The sequence below is a fragment of the Hydrogenobacter sp. genome (genome assembly GCA_041287335.1).
Taxonomy (GTDB): domain Bacteria; phylum Aquificota; class Aquificia; order Aquificales; family Aquificaceae; genus Hydrogenobacter.
This window is the reverse complement of sequence record JBEULM010000010.1, coordinates 1-20,169: the sequence shown is the minus strand read 5'-3', so window position 1 is coordinate 20,169 and position 20,169 is coordinate 1. Positions and strand designations below refer to the sequence as shown.

At 40.8% G+C, this 20,169-nt stretch carries 21 protein-coding genes; 13 read left to right on the top strand and 8 right to left on the bottom strand.

Translation table 11 applies throughout. The annotated features are described in order from the left end of the window. Window position 1: 1 nt before the first annotated feature. Window positions 2-235: a molybdopterin converting factor subunit 1 gene (moaD, locus tag ABWK04_01410; protein ID MEZ0360543.1), complete on the bottom strand. Its 234-nt coding sequence runs from the start codon at window positions 233-235 to the stop codon at window positions 2-4. 121 nt (window positions 236-356) lie between these two features. Between moaD and ABWK04_01405 the strand changes: the two genes are divergently transcribed. From ABWK04_01405 to ABWK04_01370, 8 genes are read left to right on the top strand one after another with little or no spacing between them, the layout of a single operon-like run. After that, entirely contained in the window at window positions 357-1,148 is a 792-nt protein-coding gene (locus tag ABWK04_01405; protein ID MEZ0360542.1) for a pirin family protein, read from the top strand. A 29-nt stretch (window positions 1,149-1,177) separates the two neighbouring features. After that, window positions 1,178-1,705: a phospholipase D family protein gene (locus tag ABWK04_01400; GenBank protein ID MEZ0360541.1), complete on the top strand. Its 528-nt coding sequence runs from the start codon at window positions 1,178-1,180 to the stop codon at window positions 1,703-1,705. 46 nt (window positions 1,706-1,751) lie between these two features. Continuing rightward, window positions 1,752-2,288, top strand: a complete 537-nt coding sequence (gene hslV / locus ABWK04_01395) for an ATP-dependent protease subunit HslV (GenBank protein ID MEZ0360540.1) — start codon at window positions 1,752-1,754, stop codon at window positions 2,286-2,288. Beyond that, window positions 2,289-2,996 (top strand): C4-type zinc ribbon domain-containing protein, encoded by a 708-nt coding sequence (locus tag ABWK04_01390; protein MEZ0360539.1) that lies wholly within the window; start codon window positions 2,289-2,291, stop codon window positions 2,994-2,996. Further along, complete coding sequence (rodA, locus tag ABWK04_01385; GenBank protein MEZ0360538.1) at window positions 2,986-4,092, top strand: rod shape-determining protein RodA; 1,107 nt, start codon at window positions 2,986-2,988, stop codon at window positions 4,090-4,092. The genes ABWK04_01390 and rodA overlap by 11 nt, the downstream gene beginning before the upstream one ends. Beyond that, window positions 4,089-5,192, top strand: coding sequence for a radical SAM family heme chaperone HemW (gene hemW, locus ABWK04_01380; protein MEZ0360537.1), 1,104 nt, complete (start codon window positions 4,089-4,091; stop codon window positions 5,190-5,192). The genes rodA and hemW overlap by 4 nt, the downstream gene beginning before the upstream one ends. Before the next feature lie 4 nt (window positions 5,193-5,196). After that, window positions 5,197-5,742: a class II aldolase/adducin family protein gene (locus ABWK04_01375; GenBank protein ID MEZ0360536.1), complete on the top strand. Its 546-nt coding sequence runs from the start codon at window positions 5,197-5,199 to the stop codon at window positions 5,740-5,742. Continuing rightward, a complete protein-coding gene (locus tag ABWK04_01370) occupies window positions 5,735-6,184 on the top strand; it encodes a glycine cleavage system protein H (protein MEZ0360535.1) in 450 nt (149 codons plus the stop codon). The genes ABWK04_01375 and ABWK04_01370 overlap by 8 nt, the downstream gene beginning before the upstream one ends. Here the strand turns inward: ABWK04_01370 and selA are convergent. From selA to ABWK04_01350, 4 genes are read right to left on the bottom strand one after another with little or no spacing between them, the layout of a single operon-like run. Further along, window positions 6,179-7,525, bottom strand: a complete 1,347-nt coding sequence (selA, locus tag ABWK04_01365; GenBank protein ID MEZ0360534.1) for an L-seryl-tRNA(Sec) selenium transferase — start codon at window positions 7,523-7,525, stop codon at window positions 6,179-6,181. The genes ABWK04_01370 and selA overlap by 6 nt on opposite strands. Beyond that, complete coding sequence (gene selB, locus ABWK04_01360) at window positions 7,522-9,246, bottom strand: selenocysteine-specific translation elongation factor (GenBank protein ID MEZ0360533.1); 1,725 nt, start codon at window positions 9,244-9,246, stop codon at window positions 7,522-7,524. The genes selA and selB overlap by 4 nt, the downstream gene beginning before the upstream one ends. Window positions 9,247-9,252: 6 nt before the next feature. Beyond that, window positions 9,253-10,518, bottom strand: coding sequence for a nicotinate phosphoribosyltransferase (locus ABWK04_01355; protein ID MEZ0360532.1), 1,266 nt, complete (start codon window positions 10,516-10,518; stop codon window positions 9,253-9,255). Between the two features lie 9 nt (window positions 10,519-10,527). Continuing rightward, window positions 10,528-11,184, bottom strand: coding sequence for a phosphoribosyltransferase family protein (locus ABWK04_01350; GenBank protein MEZ0360531.1), 657 nt, complete (start codon window positions 11,182-11,184; stop codon window positions 10,528-10,530). Between the two features lie 105 nt (window positions 11,185-11,289). Here ABWK04_01350 and ABWK04_01345 point away from each other — a divergent pair, with 105 nt between their 5' ends. From ABWK04_01345 to lpxI, 3 genes are read left to right on the top strand one after another with little or no spacing between them, the layout of a single operon-like run. Continuing rightward, window positions 11,290-12,375, top strand: coding sequence for a cytochrome-c peroxidase (locus ABWK04_01345; GenBank protein MEZ0360530.1), 1,086 nt, complete (start codon window positions 11,290-11,292; stop codon window positions 12,373-12,375). A gap of 44 nt (window positions 12,376-12,419) precedes the next feature. Beyond that, window positions 12,420-12,980, top strand: a complete 561-nt coding sequence (gene folE, locus ABWK04_01340) for a GTP cyclohydrolase I FolE (GenBank protein ID MEZ0360529.1) — start codon at window positions 12,420-12,422, stop codon at window positions 12,978-12,980. Further along, entirely contained in the window at window positions 12,977-13,759 is a 783-nt protein-coding gene (lpxI, locus tag ABWK04_01335) for a UDP-2,3-diacylglucosamine diphosphatase LpxI (GenBank protein ID MEZ0360528.1), read from the top strand. The genes folE and lpxI overlap by 4 nt, the downstream gene beginning before the upstream one ends. Here the strand turns inward: lpxI and ABWK04_01330 are convergent. After that, a complete protein-coding gene (locus ABWK04_01330) occupies window positions 13,747-15,411 on the bottom strand; it encodes an ABC transporter ATP-binding protein (protein MEZ0360527.1) in 1,665 nt (554 codons plus the stop codon). The genes lpxI and ABWK04_01330 overlap by 13 nt on opposite strands. Before the next feature lie 24 nt (window positions 15,412-15,435). Between ABWK04_01330 and ABWK04_01325 the strand changes: the two genes are divergently transcribed. Both ABWK04_01325 and ABWK04_01320 read left to right on the top strand, forming a co-directional pair. Next, window positions 15,436-15,645 (top strand): hypothetical protein, encoded by a 210-nt coding sequence (locus ABWK04_01325; GenBank protein MEZ0360526.1) that lies wholly within the window; start codon window positions 15,436-15,438, stop codon window positions 15,643-15,645. Window positions 15,646-15,648: 3 nt separating this feature from the next. Further along, complete coding sequence (locus tag ABWK04_01320) at window positions 15,649-16,860, top strand: bifunctional 3,4-dihydroxy-2-butanone-4-phosphate synthase/GTP cyclohydrolase II (GenBank protein ID MEZ0360525.1); 1,212 nt, start codon at window positions 15,649-15,651, stop codon at window positions 16,858-16,860. Here ABWK04_01320 and ABWK04_01315 read toward each other — a convergent pair. Both ABWK04_01315 and metE read right to left on the bottom strand, forming a co-directional pair. Then, window positions 16,848-17,837 (bottom strand): ATP-binding protein, encoded by a 990-nt coding sequence (locus tag ABWK04_01315; GenBank protein MEZ0360524.1) that lies wholly within the window; start codon window positions 17,835-17,837, stop codon window positions 16,848-16,850. The two genes, ABWK04_01320 and ABWK04_01315, sit on opposite strands and share 13 nt — an antisense overlap. Then, window positions 17,838-20,147, bottom strand: coding sequence for a 5-methyltetrahydropteroyltriglutamate--homocysteine S-methyltransferase (gene metE, locus ABWK04_01310; protein ID MEZ0360523.1), 2,310 nt, complete (start codon window positions 20,145-20,147; stop codon window positions 17,838-17,840). Window positions 20,148-20,169 lie beyond the last annotated feature (22 nt).

Below are 20,169 nucleotides of genomic sequence, written 5' to 3'. Positions count from 1 at the left end.
TTTATCCACCGCTAACCGGAGGTATTAGGGCAACCCTTTCGTCACCTTTGAGTTCATAATCGTCACCTACATACTCCTCATTTACTGCGAATTTGATCCGCTCCAAGAGGTCTCTAAGTTCGGGATATTTTTGAGACAATACGAATCTAAGTTCACTCACTGTACCTTTAAAGTCCAGCTCTTCTTCGCCTTTCTTTATTCTTTCCTTCACCACAGAAAAGTAAAGAACCTTCATCTGAAATATAAATATAATACACCGACGAATTTTTCCGATCTTATCCGTTTCCCAGTGCAAACAAAATGGCTTCAAGATCCTAAATTGACACTTTCAGAAAGATTCACTAAGTTTAAAAAGTATGAAGTCCCTCCATACCTTCCCAGTCCTGGAGGTTTTTGACGGTGCTGGCGTCAAGATAAAGAGATACATAGGTACTCCGCATCTTCGTGAGCTTGACCCATTTTTGTTGCTTGATGAGATAAAGAGTGATAAAAAGGAAGATTTTAGTGCGGGATTTCCCGATCACCCACATAGAGGTTTTCAAACTCTCACTTACGTGATCAACGGAAGGATCAAACACAGAGACACTGCTGGAAACGAAGGGATATTAGCAGATGGGGAGCTTCAATGGATGAATGCGGGGAAGGGTGTGATACATTCTGAAGTTCCAACACCAGATACAGACAGATTGTGGGGTTTTCAGCTCTGGTTGAATAATCCTTCTATCCTGAAAATGTCCGAACCATTCTACTACACCTACAAAGCAACGCCGATTGAACTTTCAGAAAGAAGGAAAGTAATAAACCTTGCAACAGAACTCATAAAAGATAAGGGTTTTTACCCTCTTGAATATCTCCATATAGAACTTCAAGAAGGGGAAGAGTTTATATACCAACCACAAGCTAGAAATAATAATTTTATAGCCCTTTGCGAAGGTCAGGTGGTGGTGAATGGGAAAATCTTTACAGGAGCTGTTCTTATAGTTTTTGCAAATAAAATAAAAATTGAAGTACTAAAACCTTGTTTTTTACTCTTGGGTAGCGCAAAACCCTTAGGAGAACCTGTGGTTCGTTATGGACCTTTCGTGATGAACACGCAGGAGGAAATCTTACAAGCTATAAGAGATTTGAAAGAAAATAAACTAACATAACTAGCGTTGTCTTTTCATATAATATAGGTATGAAAAGGAGAATCTTTCTTTTGGGACTTGCTTTTCTCGTTTTCTCCTGCGGTAAGGATCAAAAGGTAGTCATTTCAGGTGAAAGCATAGATGTTTATTTTTCACCAAACGGTGGAGCTTTGTCCGCTATAGTGAGAGAAATAGATAGGGCTAAAGGGACTCTGGATATAGCTATGTTTTCTTTTACCTCAAGAGAGATAGGTGATGCGGTCTTAAGAGCCAAACAGAGAGGTGTCAAGGTGAGGATAATCCTTGATCAGGGGCAAGCCAAAGAGAGATTCTCCAGATATCCCTTGTTTTTGCAAGCTAACATTCCAGTTAAACTTCTCCCTGGTGGTGAAAAGAAGTTTATAAAAGGGCTTATGCACAACAAATTTGCAGTTATAGATGGTAAGGAAGTAATAACCGGATCTTACAACTGGACTGCTTCCGCAGAGAAGTTGAATTATGAAAATCTTTTGATTATACGATCTCCTGATCTTGCTAAAAAGTATGAAGACTATTTTGAAAAAATGTGGGAAAGATGATAATCAGAACTGGTACTCTATAGACATTTTTCCGTATAATTTTATTATGAACCTACTGCACTCTACTACGATCATCGCTGTTAGAAAAGATGACATCACTGTTATAGGTGGGGATGGACAGGTAACTATGGGACATACTGTGATAAAGCACGGAGCTAGAAAGATAAGGAAATTGTATAACAATTCGGTAGTTGTAGGTTTTGCTGGATCTGCAGCTGATGGGCTTGCTCTTATGGAGAGACTGGAAGCAAAATTGGAGGAGTTGAGGGGAAATTTGGTGAGGGCGTGTGTAGAGTTAGCAAAAGAGTGGAGGATGGACAAATACCTGCGAAGGCTTGAAGCTTTGCTTTTGGTAGCTGATAGGGAAAACATGCTCCTTCTTTCGGGTAACGGCGATGTAATAGAACCAGACGAGCCTGTGATAGCCATAGGTTCGGGAGGAGATTATGCAAGGTCAGCGGCACTTGCCCTTTATAGACACACGAATATGTCCGCTGAAGACATAGTGAGAGAAGCTCTAAAGATAGCAAGCGAGATATGTATATACACAAACTCAAATTTTGTGATAGAAAGAGTAACTTAAATGAAAAGAGAAGATTTAAAACTCCTTCTCAAGTTACAGGATATAGAAATGGGCATAAAAAGACTTGAAAGAACTGCCTTAAAGCTCAAAGATGAGGAAGAAAAATTTAGAAAAGAGATTTCAAAGCTTGAAGAAGAAGAGGCAAGTATACTTTTGGATCTAAAGAGATTAAATGAAGAAGCAAAAAAAATCAACGATGAGATCCTGATCTGTAGGGAAGGTATAAAAAGAGCAGAAAGTAGACTCAATATGGTGAGAAAGGCACAAGAGTATAAAGCACTTCTAAGAGAGAAAGCCAAGTGTGAGGATCGTATTATAAAGCTGAATGAAAGGTTAAAGAAACTTGAAATGGATAGAAAAGAAAAGGAAAGTACTTACGCAAGCCAAAAGAAGACTTTTGAGAGAAAATATAGGGAGTTAAAAGAGGAAATTGAACACATAGTTTTTGAAAAGGAAAGCATATCAAGGAAGCTTGAGAATTTAAAAAGGGAAGAGGCAAAGATCAGAGAGGAGATTTCCACGCAAGCACTTCGTGAGTATGACTTCCTAAAAAGGGAAGTGGAACATCCTGTAATAGTCCCGATTATAAGCTTTGGAGCATGCGGTGGTTGTGGTATGAGGCTTCCAGCTACACTATACTCAAAAGCCGTATCCGGACAAATAGTCAAGTGTCCTAATTGTGCGAGAATTCTTTATTATGAGGCTTAGAAAATTTTTAAAGGGTGTAGATCCCATCCTTTTGCTTACGTTACTTTTAATACAACTCATAGGATTGATAGGCGTTTTCAGTGCTACCTACAAAGGAGGTATATCCCCACTTTTTGTAAAGCAGGTTCTGTATATGCTATTCGGATGGCTCGTTTTATTTGCGCTTAGCCTAAGAAACTTTCGCTCTATTTACGATCTGGCAACAGTTATATACATGCTAAATCTTTTCTTTTTGGTTTTGGTACCTCTTTTTGGAAAGACTGTGTACGGAGCTAAAAGGTGGCTAGATCTGGGTCCTTTAAGTTTACAGCCCTCCGAATTTATGAAATTTTCCCTTCTCCTTTTTGCCACTTATGTACTCGGACACATAAAGAGAAGTGTGAGTAAAGAATCCTTTATACTTATACTTGCCTTTGCTATGCCTGCACTCCTAACGTTGAAACAGCCGGATCTCGGAACAGCCATATCTTACGGAATTATTCTCATGGCTTTACTCTTTTTTAAAGGTGTACGTCTGAGATTTTTCTTTATAATTGGGGCGACGTTTGGAGTACTCTCACCTCTGCTTTGGCACTTTCTCAAAGATTATCAAAAGGAGAGGATACTTGCGGTTATTGATCCTTATGCCGATTACTCCGGGAGCGGATACCAGCTAATCCAGTCTATAATAGCGGTAGGTTCGGGGGGGGTGAGCGGTAAGGGTTTTTTGAGGGGTACACAGGCACACCTTCTATTTCTTCCCGAGAAGCATACGGACTTCATATTTTCCGTTATAGCCGAAGAATGGGGATTTTTGTTGAGTGCCTTTCTTGTATCCCTGTATTTTCTCTTTATATATAGGCTTACCCTTTACGGTGTGCGCCTTTACGATGGAACGCAGAGGCTTTTTTTGGGTGGTGCTGTATCTCTTTTCCTCTTTCAGGTGTTTGTCAACCTTATGATGACTATGGGACTTATGCCAGTTGTAGGTATCCCTTTACCTTTTGTGAGCTTTGGTGGAAGCAGTATACTCACTTTTAGCCTTATGCTCGGGGTTTGTTTTTCTATAGTTAGGGAGTATAGATTAAAGGATATACACTTTGAGGAGAAAATATGATAGAGGCTCTTTATATACATATACCCTTCTGTTCTTATAAGTGTCCGTACTGTGACTTTGTATCTTTCACGCAATCTTTTGTCTCTCACGGGGAATACCTAAAGCTTCTCATAAAAGAGTTAGAACTTTATAAAGGAGCGAACTTTTCCCTCAGAACCATCTACTTGGGAGGTGGCACTCCCTCACTTTTGAATCCTTCCCTTTATGAAGAGTTTTTCAAGAATCTCTCTTCCATAGTGGATATCCGTAAGGTGGAGGAAATTACCTTAGAGTGCAACCCTGAAACGTACAGAGAAGATGACTTTAAAAGAATAGCTCAGATAGGGATAAACCGTGTAAGTATAGGTGTTCAGAGCTTCAAGGAGAAAGGACTTAAAGCTTTGGGAAGGAGGCACACCGTAAAAGACTCATTAGATTGCATAATGTCAGCTTTCAAAGCTCAAATAGATAACATAAATGTTGACCTCATATACGCTTACCCAAATCAGAGTATGAAGGACCTTGAAGAAGAACTAAAGTTTTTGGAGGATCTTCCTGTCAAACACGTATCCTGCTATCTTCTTACACCATACGAAGACACCCTTTTTGGAGAGCTTGTTGCAAAGGGAAGTTTAAAACTTTTAGGTGACGATCAAATAGCGGACATGTACAGCTTTCTCGTGAACGGACTCAAAGAACTCGGTTTTGAACATTATGAGATTTCCAACTTTGCTTTTTCAGGTTACGAGTGCAAACACAACCTCTCTTATTGGCTGGGAAAGGAGTTCTTGGGTATAGGTGTGTCCGCATGGAGCTTCATAGATAACGTAAGATTTGGAAATACCAAAAACCTTTTTAAATACATTGAGATGCTAAAAAGAGGTGAAAAACCTGCTATTTATAGGGAAGTGCTTGAAGGGGTAGAGCTTTTTAAAGACAGGCTTTTTACAAGGCTCAGAACCAGCCTCGGCATTCCGAAAGAGTATACACAGCTAATACCGGAAGATCTTCTGGTGTTTTTTGAAAGCACCGACAGTGGGCTTAGACTTAAAGAGGAAGGTATGCTTGTTATTAACGAAATACTCCTGAGAATTTTTGAGAGCTTGAGGATAAAATTGTAGTACGATGCTAAACCATTATGTGAAGAAGCTTATCGCTATTGGTAAGCTCCTCTTTGAGGAAGGGCTTGTGGATGCGAGAGCAGGCAACCTTTCCGTCAGGATAGGTACAAAGCTTCTCATTACAAGGAGGGGATCGCACCTTGGAATGCTCACAAAGGAAGATTTCATTCTGTTGGATGTAGAGAAGGAAAGTCTCCTCGATGAGAGGGCATCGTCGGAACTCACCGTTCATAGGGCGGTATATCTGAAAACGGATAAAAGAGCCTTAGTACACGCTCACCCGCCATTAACGGTAAAACTTTCCTTTACATCTGACCTCATAGTTCCCAAAGATAGTGAAGGAAGGGATCTTCTCAGAAGGGTGCATGTTATTCCTGAGCTTCCTTCTGGAAGCTATGAGCTTGCACAAGCTGTAGCGCAAATCCTGAAAAAGGAGAATATACTTTCGGTACGCGGTCACGGTGTTTTCTCAGCTGATACAGAACCTTTTTATGCTTACAGTCATATATCCGTACTTGAACATTCGTGTAAAATACTGCTTGATGAGTGACACAGTCTATAGGGGCTGTAGGATACCTTTGGATCTGTATTACGATATAGAAAATCAAGTATGGTATAGGCTTGAGTCTGATGGTAGTGTCCGAGTTGGTGCAACAGATATAGGACAGACAAGGGCAGGAAGGATGGTGAATGTTAGGATAAAAGCGCCGGGCAAGTACGTGCAGAAAGGGAAGCCTATCGCAAGCCTTGAGAGTGGCAAATGGACAGGTCCAGTTCCTGCGGTAATAGAAGGTGAGGTTATAGAAAGAAACGAGATTCTCTTTGATACTCCTGATCTCATTAACGACGATCCATACGGTAAAGGATGGATAGCCAGGCTCAAACCTACGAATCTTGAAAAGGATCTCAAGGATCTTACCACTGGTGAGGAAGCTCTCAGGAAGATGAAGGAATACATTGACAAGGAAGGAGTTGAGTGTAAAAGTTTATAGGATCTTCGCAAGCAAGTAAGGTATTAATTTCAACTCATCATCCAGTATAGTCCTCACATCAAGTAGAAGGTTGTCTTCTCTTATTCTACCTATTATAGGTGTGTCAAGATTTTTGAGTCTTTTGTCAAGCTCGTAAGGTGTGAGTTTCTTGTGTTTGATCGCAACGCAGTATGTTTCAAGCTTCAGCTCGGGAAGAGCACCTCCTCCGCATTTAGATGTATCTCTTACGAGTTGAACTTCAAATTCCGGCACACTTTTTTCAATAGATCTCATAAGCTTCAAAGCTCGCCTTTTCAGATGGGAAGTTTTGTAAGTGAGCATCTTTAAAATGGGGATGTCTAAATACCTTCCCTCCATATAAAACCTCAAAGTCATTTCAAGGGCTGAAAGGGTCATTTTGTCTATTCTAACTATCCTGCTGAGAGGATTCTTCTTTATAGGCTCTATCAGATCCCTCTTACCTAAGATAATTCCTGCCTGCGGACCTCCCAAGAGTTTGTCTCCGCTTCCGGATACTAAGTGTATGCCCTTTTGTATGCAACTTTTAAAGTCAGGCTCATTGAAGTTTACTCCCAACTTTTTTATATCCAAAAGCATTCCACTTCCAGCATCGTAATATACAGGTATACCGAGATCCAAAAGTTCTTCAGCTTTAACCTCATCTACAAATCCCTCCATATAGAAATTGCTTTTGTGAACCTTCATGAGCAGTGCTGTATTCTCAGTTATAGCTTTTTTATAATCCTCTATTCTCGTCTTGTTGGTGGTTCCTATTTCAACAAGCTTTGCACCGCTTGCTCTCATTATATCCGGTATGCGAAAACCCCCACCTATCTCTACAAGTTCTCCCCTTGAGACAACTACCTCCCTACCGTTAGCAAGCGTGTTAAGCACCAAAAATACCGCGCTCGCGTTGTTATTTACCACAAAAGCTGATTCACAGCCTGTAAGATGTATAAGATATTCCTCCACAAGCTTAGACCTTGAACCTCTTTTGCCTTCCTCAAGATCGTATTCCAGATTGGAGTAACCTGAAGCTATGTACTTTACAAATTCTGCCACCTCTTGTGCGAGCGGTGACCTCCCAAGATTGGTGTTTATAACGACACCGGTTGCATTTATAACTCTCTTCAGCTTAGTATGGGTTTTCTCATGTATGCGCCTTTGTATATGGTCATGAAGATCCCTTAAAGTGTTTCTCTTACCCTCCTTTATCTCTCTGCGAAAGGTGTCAAGCACCTCTTTTATAGCCTCTCTTATGTAAACCTCCGGATACTTACCTTTGTATAGTTCTAAGAGTTTTGATACCTGAGGTAGTGATCTTAGCAGATCTTCTTTCATCTTAAAAATCTCCTCACTTGTTCTTCCCTTACGGTAAGACCCTTTCTATCCATATACTCAAGCAAAGGTATGAGATACTTCCTCGTGAGTCCGAGCTTTTCCTTAGCCTGCTGTATATTAAAGGTTTCTCCCAACTGTCTGAGCTTGTTTACAAACTCGTTAAAAAGTGTATCGCTAATATACAGAAATTCACCTAAACTATGCACGTATCCCTTTCTAACAGCAAGACTCAGTATGTCTTTAAAAGCTATCAGTTCCCTCTCCTCCTTTATACCATCTTTCATAGCCTGGATGAGCTTCTTGAAGCTTTCAAGTGCCTCAATATCCGCCTTTTTCTCATTGATTATGTATCCCTCAACCACGGTGTAGCCTCTCGTCTCTTTAAGAAGATAGCTAAGTACCTCATCACTCACCCTAAGCTTGCTTTTAGCCTCAGCAAGTCTCATCATACCTTTGTGCATTTCAAGAAGTTGTACAAGCTTATTCCTAAGCTCTCCTATTATATGTGCTGAATATATAAACATACCTATGCGTACTCCATGCAAATGTTGAGGATTTATAGCTTTTCCTAAGGATGCGCTTATCTCTTTCAAATTTACACCCTTTAAACCCCCTTCAATAATTTGGTAATTTACCAGATCCTCTTTTAATAAGGTGATATGTCTTTTTATGAAGTTCTTAGAAAATTTCTTGGGATGAGGATGAACAAGGGTATAACTTCCCACATATCTACCTGAGGTATCAAGTATCGGACCCTTATCCTCTCTTGCACATATTACGAATTGAGAAAGTTTAATAGCATAAATGTCATCCTGTATGTGTTTTGCTATGCCCGACACACCCCTCATACCGAAGAAGAACACGTATTCCTTTCCAGGCTTTATATCTTTTGTGGATATAAGCAAAAACTTGGTTTTCATCAATTCTCCTTTTTTTACGAGCCAAAAGCCCCTCTCTATTAATTTGGTATCCATTTCGGGTATATTAAGAGCGAGCCTCTCTCCAGCCTTACCCTCTTTAACAAACTTTCCGTGATTCTGTATTCTTCTTACTTTACCTTCGATTCCTATAGGCTCTGCGATAAGTGTATCGCCTTCTTTTAATCTGCCTGATATACAACTTCCCCTCACTACAGTTCCGTAACCCTTCACGTGAAAAGCTGAATCTATATTCATCCTGAAGAAGGCATCCCAATCGGGTTCTTTCAAATCTCTCACATAACTCCCTATACCTTCTCTTAGTTCTTCAAGCCCCGTTCCTTCGGTTGATGAAACTGGGAAAAAACCAAAACACATTACTCCTTCCTTGCTTAAGAATTCCTCTACATACTCTTTAACAATCTGTACGAGCATAGGATCTGACCTGTCTATCTTTGTAAGCACAACCAGACAGTGGTATATCCCAAAACTTTTCATGAGGTTTACATGTTGGATCGTTTGAGGCATAATACCTTCGTTAGTATCTATCACGAGCAAAACCCCCTGAGCGCTTGAAAGTCCTGCAATGGCATTTTTGAGAAACCTTTCGTGTCCAGGTATGTCTATGATCTCCACTCTCGTATTTATCTGAGGATAGTCAATAAACGCAAAGCCTATATCTATGCTCATACCTCTTTCTTTCTCTTGGGGCAATCTATCGGTATCAATGTTTGTAAGTGCCTTTATGAGCGACGTCTTTCCATGATCCACATGCCCTGCAGTAGCTAAAGTAACGTACTTCATAGATATTTAAGGTATGTGTTCTATTTTTACCGTGTATTCGGATTTTTCAAGAGAAGCGAGACTTTCAGGAAGGCTTTTTAGTTCCTCCATAAGCGTTTCCCTTATCTCTAAGAGCGTAGGAAGTTTTTTTTTCAGTTTGCCTTCATGAAGTATTAGCCGAACTAAGCCATCTTCTGTGTACCGCACCACCTGATCATACTCCATCTTCTCACCAGCGTAATGTCTTATTACTTGCCTCTTGTATGGAAAAGTTTCCTTTCCCGGACTGAGCTTGTACTTAGGTTTTCCTTCATACTCAACCAGCTTATAAGCTATATCAAGGTAGGGGGCATCCTCGGATGTTATAAACTTGGTTCCAACACCGAAAGCATCTATGGGACAACCTGCGGAGAGCCACCTTTGTATGTCATACTCATCAACACCTCCACTCACTACTATTTTTACATCCTTAAAGCCTTCCGTATCAAATATCTTCCTAACACCCTTTGAAAGTTCCTCTATATCCCCGCTATCAAGTCTCACACCTACTATCTTGATACCTTCCTTCATTAGCTTGACTGCCTTTTTTGCTCCCTCCAGAGTATCGTAAGTGTCTACTAAAAGCACCGTTCTATCTGGAAAGGATCTGGCAAAGGCTCTGAAGGCGTCTATCTCCTCATCAAATACCATTACGAAAGAGTGTGCCATCGTGCCAAAGACAGGTATGCCAAACTTCATACCTGCAAGGAGGTTTGAACTACCTTCAAACCCAGCTATATAACCTGCCCTTGCCGCATAAAGCCCAGCTTCAGGCATGTGTGCCCTTCTCAAACCAAAGTCTATGAGGGTTTTACCTTTTGAAACTAAATAACTCCTGACAGCTTTTGAGGCTGAAAGAGTTTGAAAGTGTATCACGTTTATAACCAAGGTCTCAAGGATCTGAGCATCGGGAAGCGAAGCCTCTACCTGCACGATAGGCTCATTCTGGAAAACTATCCTCCCTTCAGGTATGGCGTATATGCTTCCTCTAAACTCGTACTCTCTGAGGTAATCAAGAAAGCTATCTTTGAAGATCTTCAAGCTTTTGAGATACATCAGCTCCTCATCTTTGAACCTAAACTTCTCTATGTATTCAAGTAAAGTCTCAAGTCCGCACGATACTAAAAAGTTCCTATTTTTAGGAAGCTTTCTTACAAAGAGACTGAAGACTGCCTTTCCCAATTTACCACTTTCTAAATAGCTCTGAGCCATTGTAAGCTCATAAAGGTCGGTGATCAAAGCTGTGGAAAGCATGAAAATAAATTATAAAGCTTCAGCGACAAAGAAGGCATGCACCTGTGATGCTCCTACGGAAAGTGCCAGCTCTGCAAGTCTTTTTATGGTTGCACCTGTTGTAAGAACATCGTCAAATATAAGCACCTTCTTATCCTCTAAAAGGTCTATAGTATTTTTTCTCAAATGATGGCTCTTTACTACCCTTAGCCTATCTTCACTCTTTAACCCAGCGGAAGCTGGATCAAAGCCAGTCCTCGTAAATACCTTTATGTAAGGTACATCAGCACCTTTTAGTATCTCTTCTGCGTGGTTAAATCCCCTTGACCAATAGCGCCTTACGTTTATAGCTGGACAGGTTATAAGGTCGGGCTTTAGGTTTTGTATATACTCCCATAGATAAGGAGATATAGTTTTCCCAAGCAGGTGAGCCAAAGGGATATTTGCGTGAAACTTTACATTTTGAATGATATCTTTGAGCGTTCCTTCATATCTTCCGAATACTCTGTAAGATCTTATGTAATCCAGCCTCTTGTATTGGACAGGATGGTAAGGCTTTAGGCTTTTGATGCATTTTTCACACACATAGCCTTGATCTAAGTAGTAGATCTTACCACCGCAGGAGATACACTTTTCTTCACAGATGCCTAAGGACTTTACAATGTTGGCAAGTATCCTTATCACCATCCCCTTACTCCCGCATTTTACCATTATAACAAAAATTTATTTTCATTTGATAATGAATACGTTTTATGTTATTCTAATATTACAATATGGATGGAGGTAAGAAGGATGAGGAAGGTACTTTTAGGTGCGGTTTTGTTAGCAGGTGGGATAAGTATCTACGCAAAGGCAAATGCTCAAAACGAGGATGAAAAACTCTTAACTCAAGCGAGGCAGTTTTTTGCACCTTTACCAAGTGTAGTTGAAAATCCGAATAATCCAATTACCAGTGAAAAGGTAATGCTTGGAAAAACGCTTTTTTACGACCCAAGACTGTCCAAAAGTGGAGTTATAAGCTGTAACACATGTCACAATTTGGCAACTTACGGAGTTGATAATCTTCCCACGTCAATAGGTCACAGATGGGCAATAGGACCCAGAAATGCTCCCAGTGTATATAATGCAGCGCTTCACATCGCACAATTTTGGGATGGAAGGGCAAAAGATGTGGAGGAGCAAGCGCTCGGTCCTATACTAAATCCTATAGAGATGGCTATGCCATCGGAAAAGGAAGTTTTACAAAGGCTAAAATCCATACCTGAGTATGTGGAGATGTTTAAAAAAGCCTTTCCCAATGAAAAAGACCCACTTAGATACGAAAATGTTGGAAAAGCTATAGGAGCTTTTGAAAGGACATTGGTTACACCATCAAGATTTGATGAGTTTCTAAAAGGTAACACCAGTGCTCTAACTAACGAAGAAAAGAAAGGATTGAAGCTCTTTATAGAAGTAGGCTGTGTTGCATGCCACAGTGGGACTGCTGTAGGTGGGAACGGATTTTTCAAGTTCGGTCAGTTCGTGGATTACTGGAAAGCAACCGCACCTTATGTAACTTTGGACAAACCGACTATTCCCGTTGACCTTGGAAGGTTTGGAGTTACGCATAAGGAAGAGGATATGTTCGTATTTAAAGCACCCTCACTCAGGAACATAGAAAAAACTTACCCGTACTTTCACGATGGTAGTGTGTGGAATTTGGAAGATGCAGTTAGAATAATGGCAAAAACTCAGCTAAACAAGGAATTGACGAATGAAGAAATAAAATACATAACAGCTTTTCTAAAGTCCTTAACCGGTCAAATCCCTAAACAGGCTCTTGAGGTTCCCGTGCTTCCAGCCTCCACAGAAAGTACACCAAGACCGCGGGCTGACTGATTTTAACCCCCCCGTTTTTGGGTTTATGCTTATAATAAACCATCATGGCTGTGGACAAAGAAAAGATAAAGCAGGCGGTAAGATTGCTTTTGGAAGGCATAGGAGAAGATCCAAACAGGGAAGGACTTAGAGAAACTCCTGATAGAGTGGCTCGCATGTGGGAAGAGTTCGAAAAGATAAGAGAGTTTGATTTCAAACTTTTTGAGGAGTTTGGTTCATACAACGAAATGGTTCTTGTAAAAGACATAAACGTGTATAGCATATGCGAACATCACCTTCTCCCCTTTTTTGGAAAGGCTCACGTAGCATACATACCAGATGGGATAGTTTGTGGTCTTTCAAAGCTTGTGAGAACTGTAAAGGCTTTTGCCCTGAAACCTCAGCTTCAGGAAAGACTCACCAATGAGATAGCTGACTTTTTGATGCAACAGCTGAAACCTAAAGGTGTAGCTGTTGTATTAGAAATGGAGCATCTTTGTATGTCAATGAGGGGTGTGCTATCTCCAGGACACATAACGACTACTTCAGCTCTTCGCGGTATATTCTTGAGTGACATAAGAACTAGGGAAGAATTTTTAAAGCTCATAAAAAGGGAAAGGGAATGAAGGTATGTCTAATAGCAGGGTGGGGTGATCTACCATCCGCTTTTCAGCGGGAGGCAACTAAAAGGGGTGTGGAGGTTTTCACCGTAGGTGTCAGAGGTATAACTACCGCTCATGCAGACGAACATTTACCTGTGGGTAAGGTGGGAAAGCTCATAAATCTCCTTGAAAAAAAGCAGATAAAGAAGATAGTTATGCTGGGAAAGTTTGAACATAAATTGATCTTTTCTCACATTTTTGCTTTTGACAGCATAGCTTTTTCCATATTGAGGAGATCCAAAGACAGAAAGCCTCAAACTATAGTCAAGGCATTCATGCAAGAACTCGAGAACAGAGGTTTTGAATTTATAGATCCAAAGCCTTACCTTGAAGACCTTCTCGCACCGATCGGGAAAATAGGTCTTGTAGAACCATCTAAGGAAGCTATGGAAGATGGTCTCTGGGGTTTTCCAATAGCTAAGGAAATAGCTAATCTTGATATAGGACAGACTGTAGTGGTTAAAGATAAATCCGTGGTGAGTGTGGAAGCTATGGAAGGAACACAAGAGGCTATTGAGAGAGCAGGAAAAGTTGCTGGAAGGAATTGTAGAGTTATAAAAGTTGCCAGGAAGCTTCAGGACTTTCGCATAGATGTCCCTACTATAGGACCTAAAACTGTGGAAGTGGTAAAAAAGATAAAGGGTGATGCCATATTCCTTGAAGCTGGTAAGATATACATAATTGATATGGAAAACACTTTAAGACTCGCCAACATTAGCAATATAGCTCTTTACGGGCTTTGAAGGAAAAATTTTATGACCTCTTGCGGTTTGCCTTCTGCAATTAGGCTTCCTTCTTTAAAAGCGAGTACACGGTCACACAAAAGTACATTGGAGAATCTATGAGCTACTAAGATCACAGTCCTATCCTTAAAAAACTCAAAAATATTCTTTAAAACTTCCTCCTCGGTCTTTACATCCATAGCTGACGTAACCTCATCAAGAAAGATTATGTCTGGACTTTTTAGGAATAATCTTGCGAGGGCAAGCCTTTGCATCTCACCTCCAGATAAATTCCTGCCACCTTCTTCCAATATCTGATCGAGGCTTTTTACAAAATCGCACATGGCAAGATCAAGGGCTTTTTTCATCTCCTCATCGCTCGCATCTTTTTTGGCTATAAGAAGGTTATCCCTTACACTACCTGCAAAGATGAAGGGCTCCTGCGTAAAGAAACCCACACAACTTCTGAAGCTTTCCTTATCTATATCCTTTAGATCAAAGCCATCATACCTTACGACCCCGTCATAAGGCAGTAATCCTGCAAGAACTCTCAGAAAGGTAGTTTTTCCCGAACCTGTACTACCTATAACTCCTATCTTTTCACCTTTTCTAACTTTCAAACTAACTCCTTTTAGAAGCTTTTCGTCTCCCAACGTAACTTTCAGATCCTGCACAGTTATGCTCTCCTTTAAAGTGGTGAAAAGGATGTTTCCTGACTTCTCCTGCGGTATATGTAGAAGCTCCCTTATCCTATTGAGTATGGGTATACCTGCCCTTACCTCCATCAAACCCTTTTGAACCTCTGATAGAGGTTGGTGAAGCAGGAATAATGCGGTTATGTAAGACACGAAGTCACCCGCGGTTATACTTCCCTGTATCACTCTTACACCACCATACAGGATTATGATGGATACTACAACGTATCCGAAGATAAAGTTGAAAACTGAGTTGGCGGTGGAGTAAACGACCGATTTCATACTGGCTTTGAAGACCTTTTCGTTGAATGAAGAAAACCATTCGGAAAACTTCACTTCGGAAGAGTACATCTTTATATTCTCGTATCCCCTAAGCACGTGAGCCAAGCTTTGCGTAAGCATACCTACATTTTCCTGAAGTCTTCTCGTGTGTTTACCCTTCTTGTAACCGAAATATCTTACCGCAAAAGCTAAGAGAGGCAAAAGTATACCCAGAAATAACGTAAGTATAAAATCCCTGTAAAGGAGTACACCAAGCAGTGCAAGTACGGTTAAAGGATCTCTAAAAAGTTTGGGAATGTGATCCCCAAGAAGGGATCTATACGACTGGATATCTGATAGGAGTCTTGTTATGAGGTCCCCGGAAGAGCTTTTTGATAAAAATCCGTAGGGTGCACCCAAAAGCCTGTCAAACACTTCCTTTCTTGTTTTCTTTATTTCAAGCTCAGAGTAAAGATTTATAAACAGGGAAGCGAGAAGATTTCCCGCCTGATTGAGTAAGGCAAAGGACAGCAAAAAAAATACAGTTTTAAAAAGCTCTTCGTAGCTTTTCATCAAGAACACATTATCAACGAGGTTTTTTGCTATGAGGCTTATACCTGTTGTCCCTGCAGATTCAAGAGCTGAACCTAATAGCGCCATAAGGATTAGGTGTATGTATGACTTTGTCCTCAAGAATAGCCACTTTACACTGTCCATACGTGGGAATATTTTAAATTACAAATGGTGAAGTATATAATATATCTACTTTTGGCTTTTTTACTCATAGATCACATGTGGACACATTTTGGTCCCAAAATCATAAACGCAATAGCTTCAGATCTCGCCGGGAAGGAGGTAAAAGTGGTACAAGAAGATGAAGAAAAAAAGAGTGTTATAGATAATACTTTAGAGAAGATCAAAGAACTTAAGGAAAATCTGATCAGGAGGTGACAAATGGAGGATTTCAGGTTTAGCAGTATTGAGGAAGCTATAGAGGACATAAGGGAGGGTAAGATGGTCATAGTGGTTGACGATCCAGATAGGGAAAATGAAGGTGATCTGGTTATGGCTGCCGAGAAGGTAACGCCTGAGGCTATAAACTTCATGACTAAGTATGGGCGTGGACTTGTCTGCCTTACGCTTACTCCGGAAAGGTGTGAAGAGCTTGATCTTTACCCTATGGCTACCAGAAATACGGATCCTAAGGGGACTTATTTTTGCGTGTCTGTAGATGCTCATCCCAAGTTTGGTACAACAACAGGTATATCCGCATACGATAGAGCGATCACCATAAGATTAGCTATAAGCCACGAAGCGAAGCCTTCCGATTTTATAAGACCTGGACATGTCTTTCCTCTCAGAGCAAAGCCAGGAGGTGTACTTGAGAGGGCTGGACATACAGAGGCTTCCGTTGATCTTGCAAAGCTTGCGGGACTCTATCCTGCAGGTGTTATATGCGAGATCATGAATGAAGATGGGACTATGGCAAGACTTCCCGATCTTATTAAGTTTGCAAAGAAATTTGGACTTAAGATAATTACCATAGCCGACCTTATAAGATACAGATTAAAGAGGGAAAGACTTGTTCTAAAGGAGGCTACTGCGAACCTTCCCACGAGATATGGCTTTTTTAAGATACATGCCTACAAGCACGCACTCACGGGTGAGGAGCAAGTAGCTCTAACTATGGGAGAGTGGAAGGAGGATGAGCCGGTGCTTGTAAGGGTTCATTCAGAGTGCCTTACAGGTGACGTATTTAGATCTCTCAGATGTGACTGCAGATCTCAGCTTGAAACCGCTATGGAGATGATAGCCAAAGAGGGTAAAGGTGTCCTTGTGTACATAATGGGTCACGAAGGAAGAGGTATAGGGATAGTTAACAAAATAAAAGCTTATCATCTTCAAGATATGGGATACGATACTGTAGAGGCTAATGAAAAGATAGGTTATCCCGCAGACCTTAGGGATTACGGTGTTGGGGTGCAGATCTTACTTGATCTCGGGGTAAGGAAAATGAGACTTTTGACGAATAACCCAAGGAAGATAGTGGCTTTAGAAGGCTATGGGCTTGAAGTTGTAGAGGTTGTCCCTCTCAAAATTGAGCCAAATCCTCACAACAAGGTGTATCTTGAGACTAAGAAGAAAAAACTCGGTCACATGCTTTGAGGTATGTACACCCTAAAAGTACTGCCTTCTCCCTCTTTGCTATCCACCTCTACTTTTCCACCGTGCGAGAGAGCTACGTGTTTAACTATGGAAAGTCCAAGTCCAGTACCGCCAAGCTCTCTTGACCTTGATCTATCAACCCGATAAAACCTCTCAAAGATAAAGGGTATATGCTCTTTGGGAATGCCTATACCCGTATCGGAGACTTCTATAAGAACATGATCCCCTTTTCTGCATCCTCTTACAATCACTTTTCCATTTTTTCTGTTGTACTTTATAGCATTATCCACAAGGTTCAAAAGTAGGAGGCTCATCTTTTCTTCATCAGCGTAAATATTCACATTCTCATCCACGGTATTTAGAAGTTCAACTTTTGAGCTGTCTGCTATCTCTTTTAACATATCAAACACTACATTCACAAGTTCTTTCAGATTTACGATCCTTTTGTGAAGTTTCTCCTCTCCAGATTCAAGCCTGGTGATGATCAGAAGATCATCCACTATGTTTTTCATCTCCTGAGTTCTTCGTAAGGCTCTCTCTATCATTCTCCTTTTTTCATAACCCTTTTCTTCTTCCAGAAGAGTTTCAAGTATGCTGTTTATAATAGCGATGGGTGTTTTAAGCTCGTGAGAGATGTTAGCTATAAACTCCTTTTTTGATCTTTCGTACCTTTTGAACTGTGTTATGTCTGTGAGACGAACGAGAATTCCATCACCTGTGGGGAAAATGTCGGCTTTGTACTCAACATCTTCATGTTCAAAGGACACGCTTACCCTTCTTTTTTCACTGAGCCCTTCGGCTACCGCCGATATTAGGCTAAGCACCTTGATACATTCGTAATAAGGCTTCCCTTCGCAATCCCTCTTTAGTATGCTCTTGCTGATCATAAAACTGTTGGCGTAAATCAGCCTTCCGGAAGTACCAATTACCGCATAACCTTCATCTACCTCTCTCAAAAACTCACTGAGTATGCTCATTCAAACTACCGCATACTTCTCTCTTATCTCCTTTGCCACCTCTACCATGTTTTTAAGAGATGGTATGACTTCTTCCCACCTTCTCGTTTTTAGTCCGCAGTCTGGATTTACCCACAGAAGATCTTTGGGTAGAACCTTCATAGCCCTTTCTATCACGAACCTGATGCTCTCCTTTGTCGGTACTGCAGGTGAGTGAATGTCGTACACACCTATACCTATCTGTCTGTCCCATTTTTTAAACTTCTCAAAGGCTTCTATTATTTCACCTTTACTTCTTGAAGCCTCTATTGATATGACGTCAAAGTCCATTTGATATATGTAATCTATAACATCATTAAACTCGCTATAACACATGTGTGTGTGTATTTGAGTTTGCGGTTTTGCCTTCGAACAGAGCCTGAAAGCCTTTACAGCCCAGTCAAAGTACTCATCCCAGTCCTTCCTCTTGAGAGGCGCACCTTCCCTGAAGGCAGGTTCATCGATCTGTATTATCTTTATACCAGCATTTTCCAGATCTCTGACTTCATCAAGGAGAGCTAAGGCTATTTGATAAGCTATCTCCTTTTTGGGTATGTCTTCTCTGTGGTAGCTCCAGTTTAGTATGGTTACAGGTCCAGTAAGCATACCTTTAACAGGTTTTTCCGTCAATGACTGGGCGTAAGTTATCTCCTCCACCGTCATAGGTGCTGATCTATACACATCTCCGTAAATGATGGGAGGTCTATAAACTCTTGAGCCGTAAGATAGAACCCAACCATGTTTGGTGGTTGCGACACCTTCCAGCTTTTGAGCGAAAAACTCTACCATATCTGTTCTCTCAAATTCTCCATGCACCAATACATCAAGACCTATTTCTTCTTGAACCTTTATCACATGCTCTATCTGTTTCTTGATAAACTCCTTATACTCCTGATCGGAAAGCTTACCTGTGCTGTATAAAGCTCTCATCTTTCTAACTTCCTCAGTTTGAGGAAAGGAACCTATTGTAGTTGTAGGAAACATCGGAAGCTGTAAAAGATCCTGTTGCAGTTTCGTTCTATCTTTGTAAGTAAGATCCCTACCAAAGTCACGATCTGTAAGATCTTTGAGTCTCTTTTTCACATCTTCCCTTTCACCAAAAGGTATACTAACAAGTTCTTGAATTCTCTGCAGTTCCATTCGGGCCTGCTGATCACCTTCTATAACTTCCTTAATGAGTTTTAGCTCTTCCAGCTTCTCTTTAGCGAAGGATAGTCTTTCTTTCAAACTCATGACGGGTAAACCTTCTATCTGCACGCTATGAACGGGAAGATCCTCTTCTGACTGCTTGCTGACGGGAAGATGAAAGAGAGGGCACGAGTTGGATATTATAACTTGTTGGGATATTTTCATAAGCTCTTCCACGAGCTTTACCTTTTCCACAAGGTTTGCTCTCCACACCTGTCTACCATTTATGACGCCAGCTATAAGCTTTTTATCAGCGGGAAAGCCGAACCTTCTTATGTTCTCTAAGTTTTCGCTGTTTGATACAAGGTCAAGACCTAAGGCTTTCACAGGAAGTTCCACAAATCTTCTGTAGTTAGATACGCTGTCGTAATAGGTAATCACATATATGTCCGCATGCTTACTCAAACCTTTATACATCTCGCTGACGATGTCCCATTCATCATCTTCCATCTCGTAGCAAAGAGCTGGATCCTCTAAGAGGATCTCCTTAGCACCTTCTTGTCTGAGCTGTTTGATGGCTTCTTCGTAAACGGAGAGTAGAGTATTCATATACCTCTCTAAGTCTGCGCTTTTATCTATTTTGGACAGCCGATAAAGAGGCAGATCAGATCTTTCTTCTTTAATAAGTGCCTTAGAAAGCTTCAAAAAGGTATAGGGGGATATCATCTTGGGTAGGGTTTCTATACCCTTGCTTTTAAAGTAGAGGTAATCCTCAAGGGGGTAGTTCCTTAGCAATTTGAAGTTTGTGTTTTCAAGCTCCGGAACTATGTAGTGGTAATTAGTATTAAAGTACTTGGTCAGCTCCATTGCTTGCTTTCCACGTGCCATTTCAAAATATGTACTGAGACCTTCAAAGTGCCCAAACCTTGAAGGTATAGCTCCAACCATTACAGCGGTATCCAACATAAAATCGTAGTAAGATAGCTCATTAGAGGGAAAAAGATCCACATTGGCTCTATAGTTTTCCACCATCCAATCTCTAAGGGAATTCATACCTTTTAGAAATTCTCCTTCTAATATCTTACCTTTCCAAAAGCTCTCCAAGAGATTTTTGAACTCTCTCTTCTCTCCCAGCTTGGGAAATCCATAAGCTAAGGTCTGCATAACTAAACCTCCGAAAATTAAT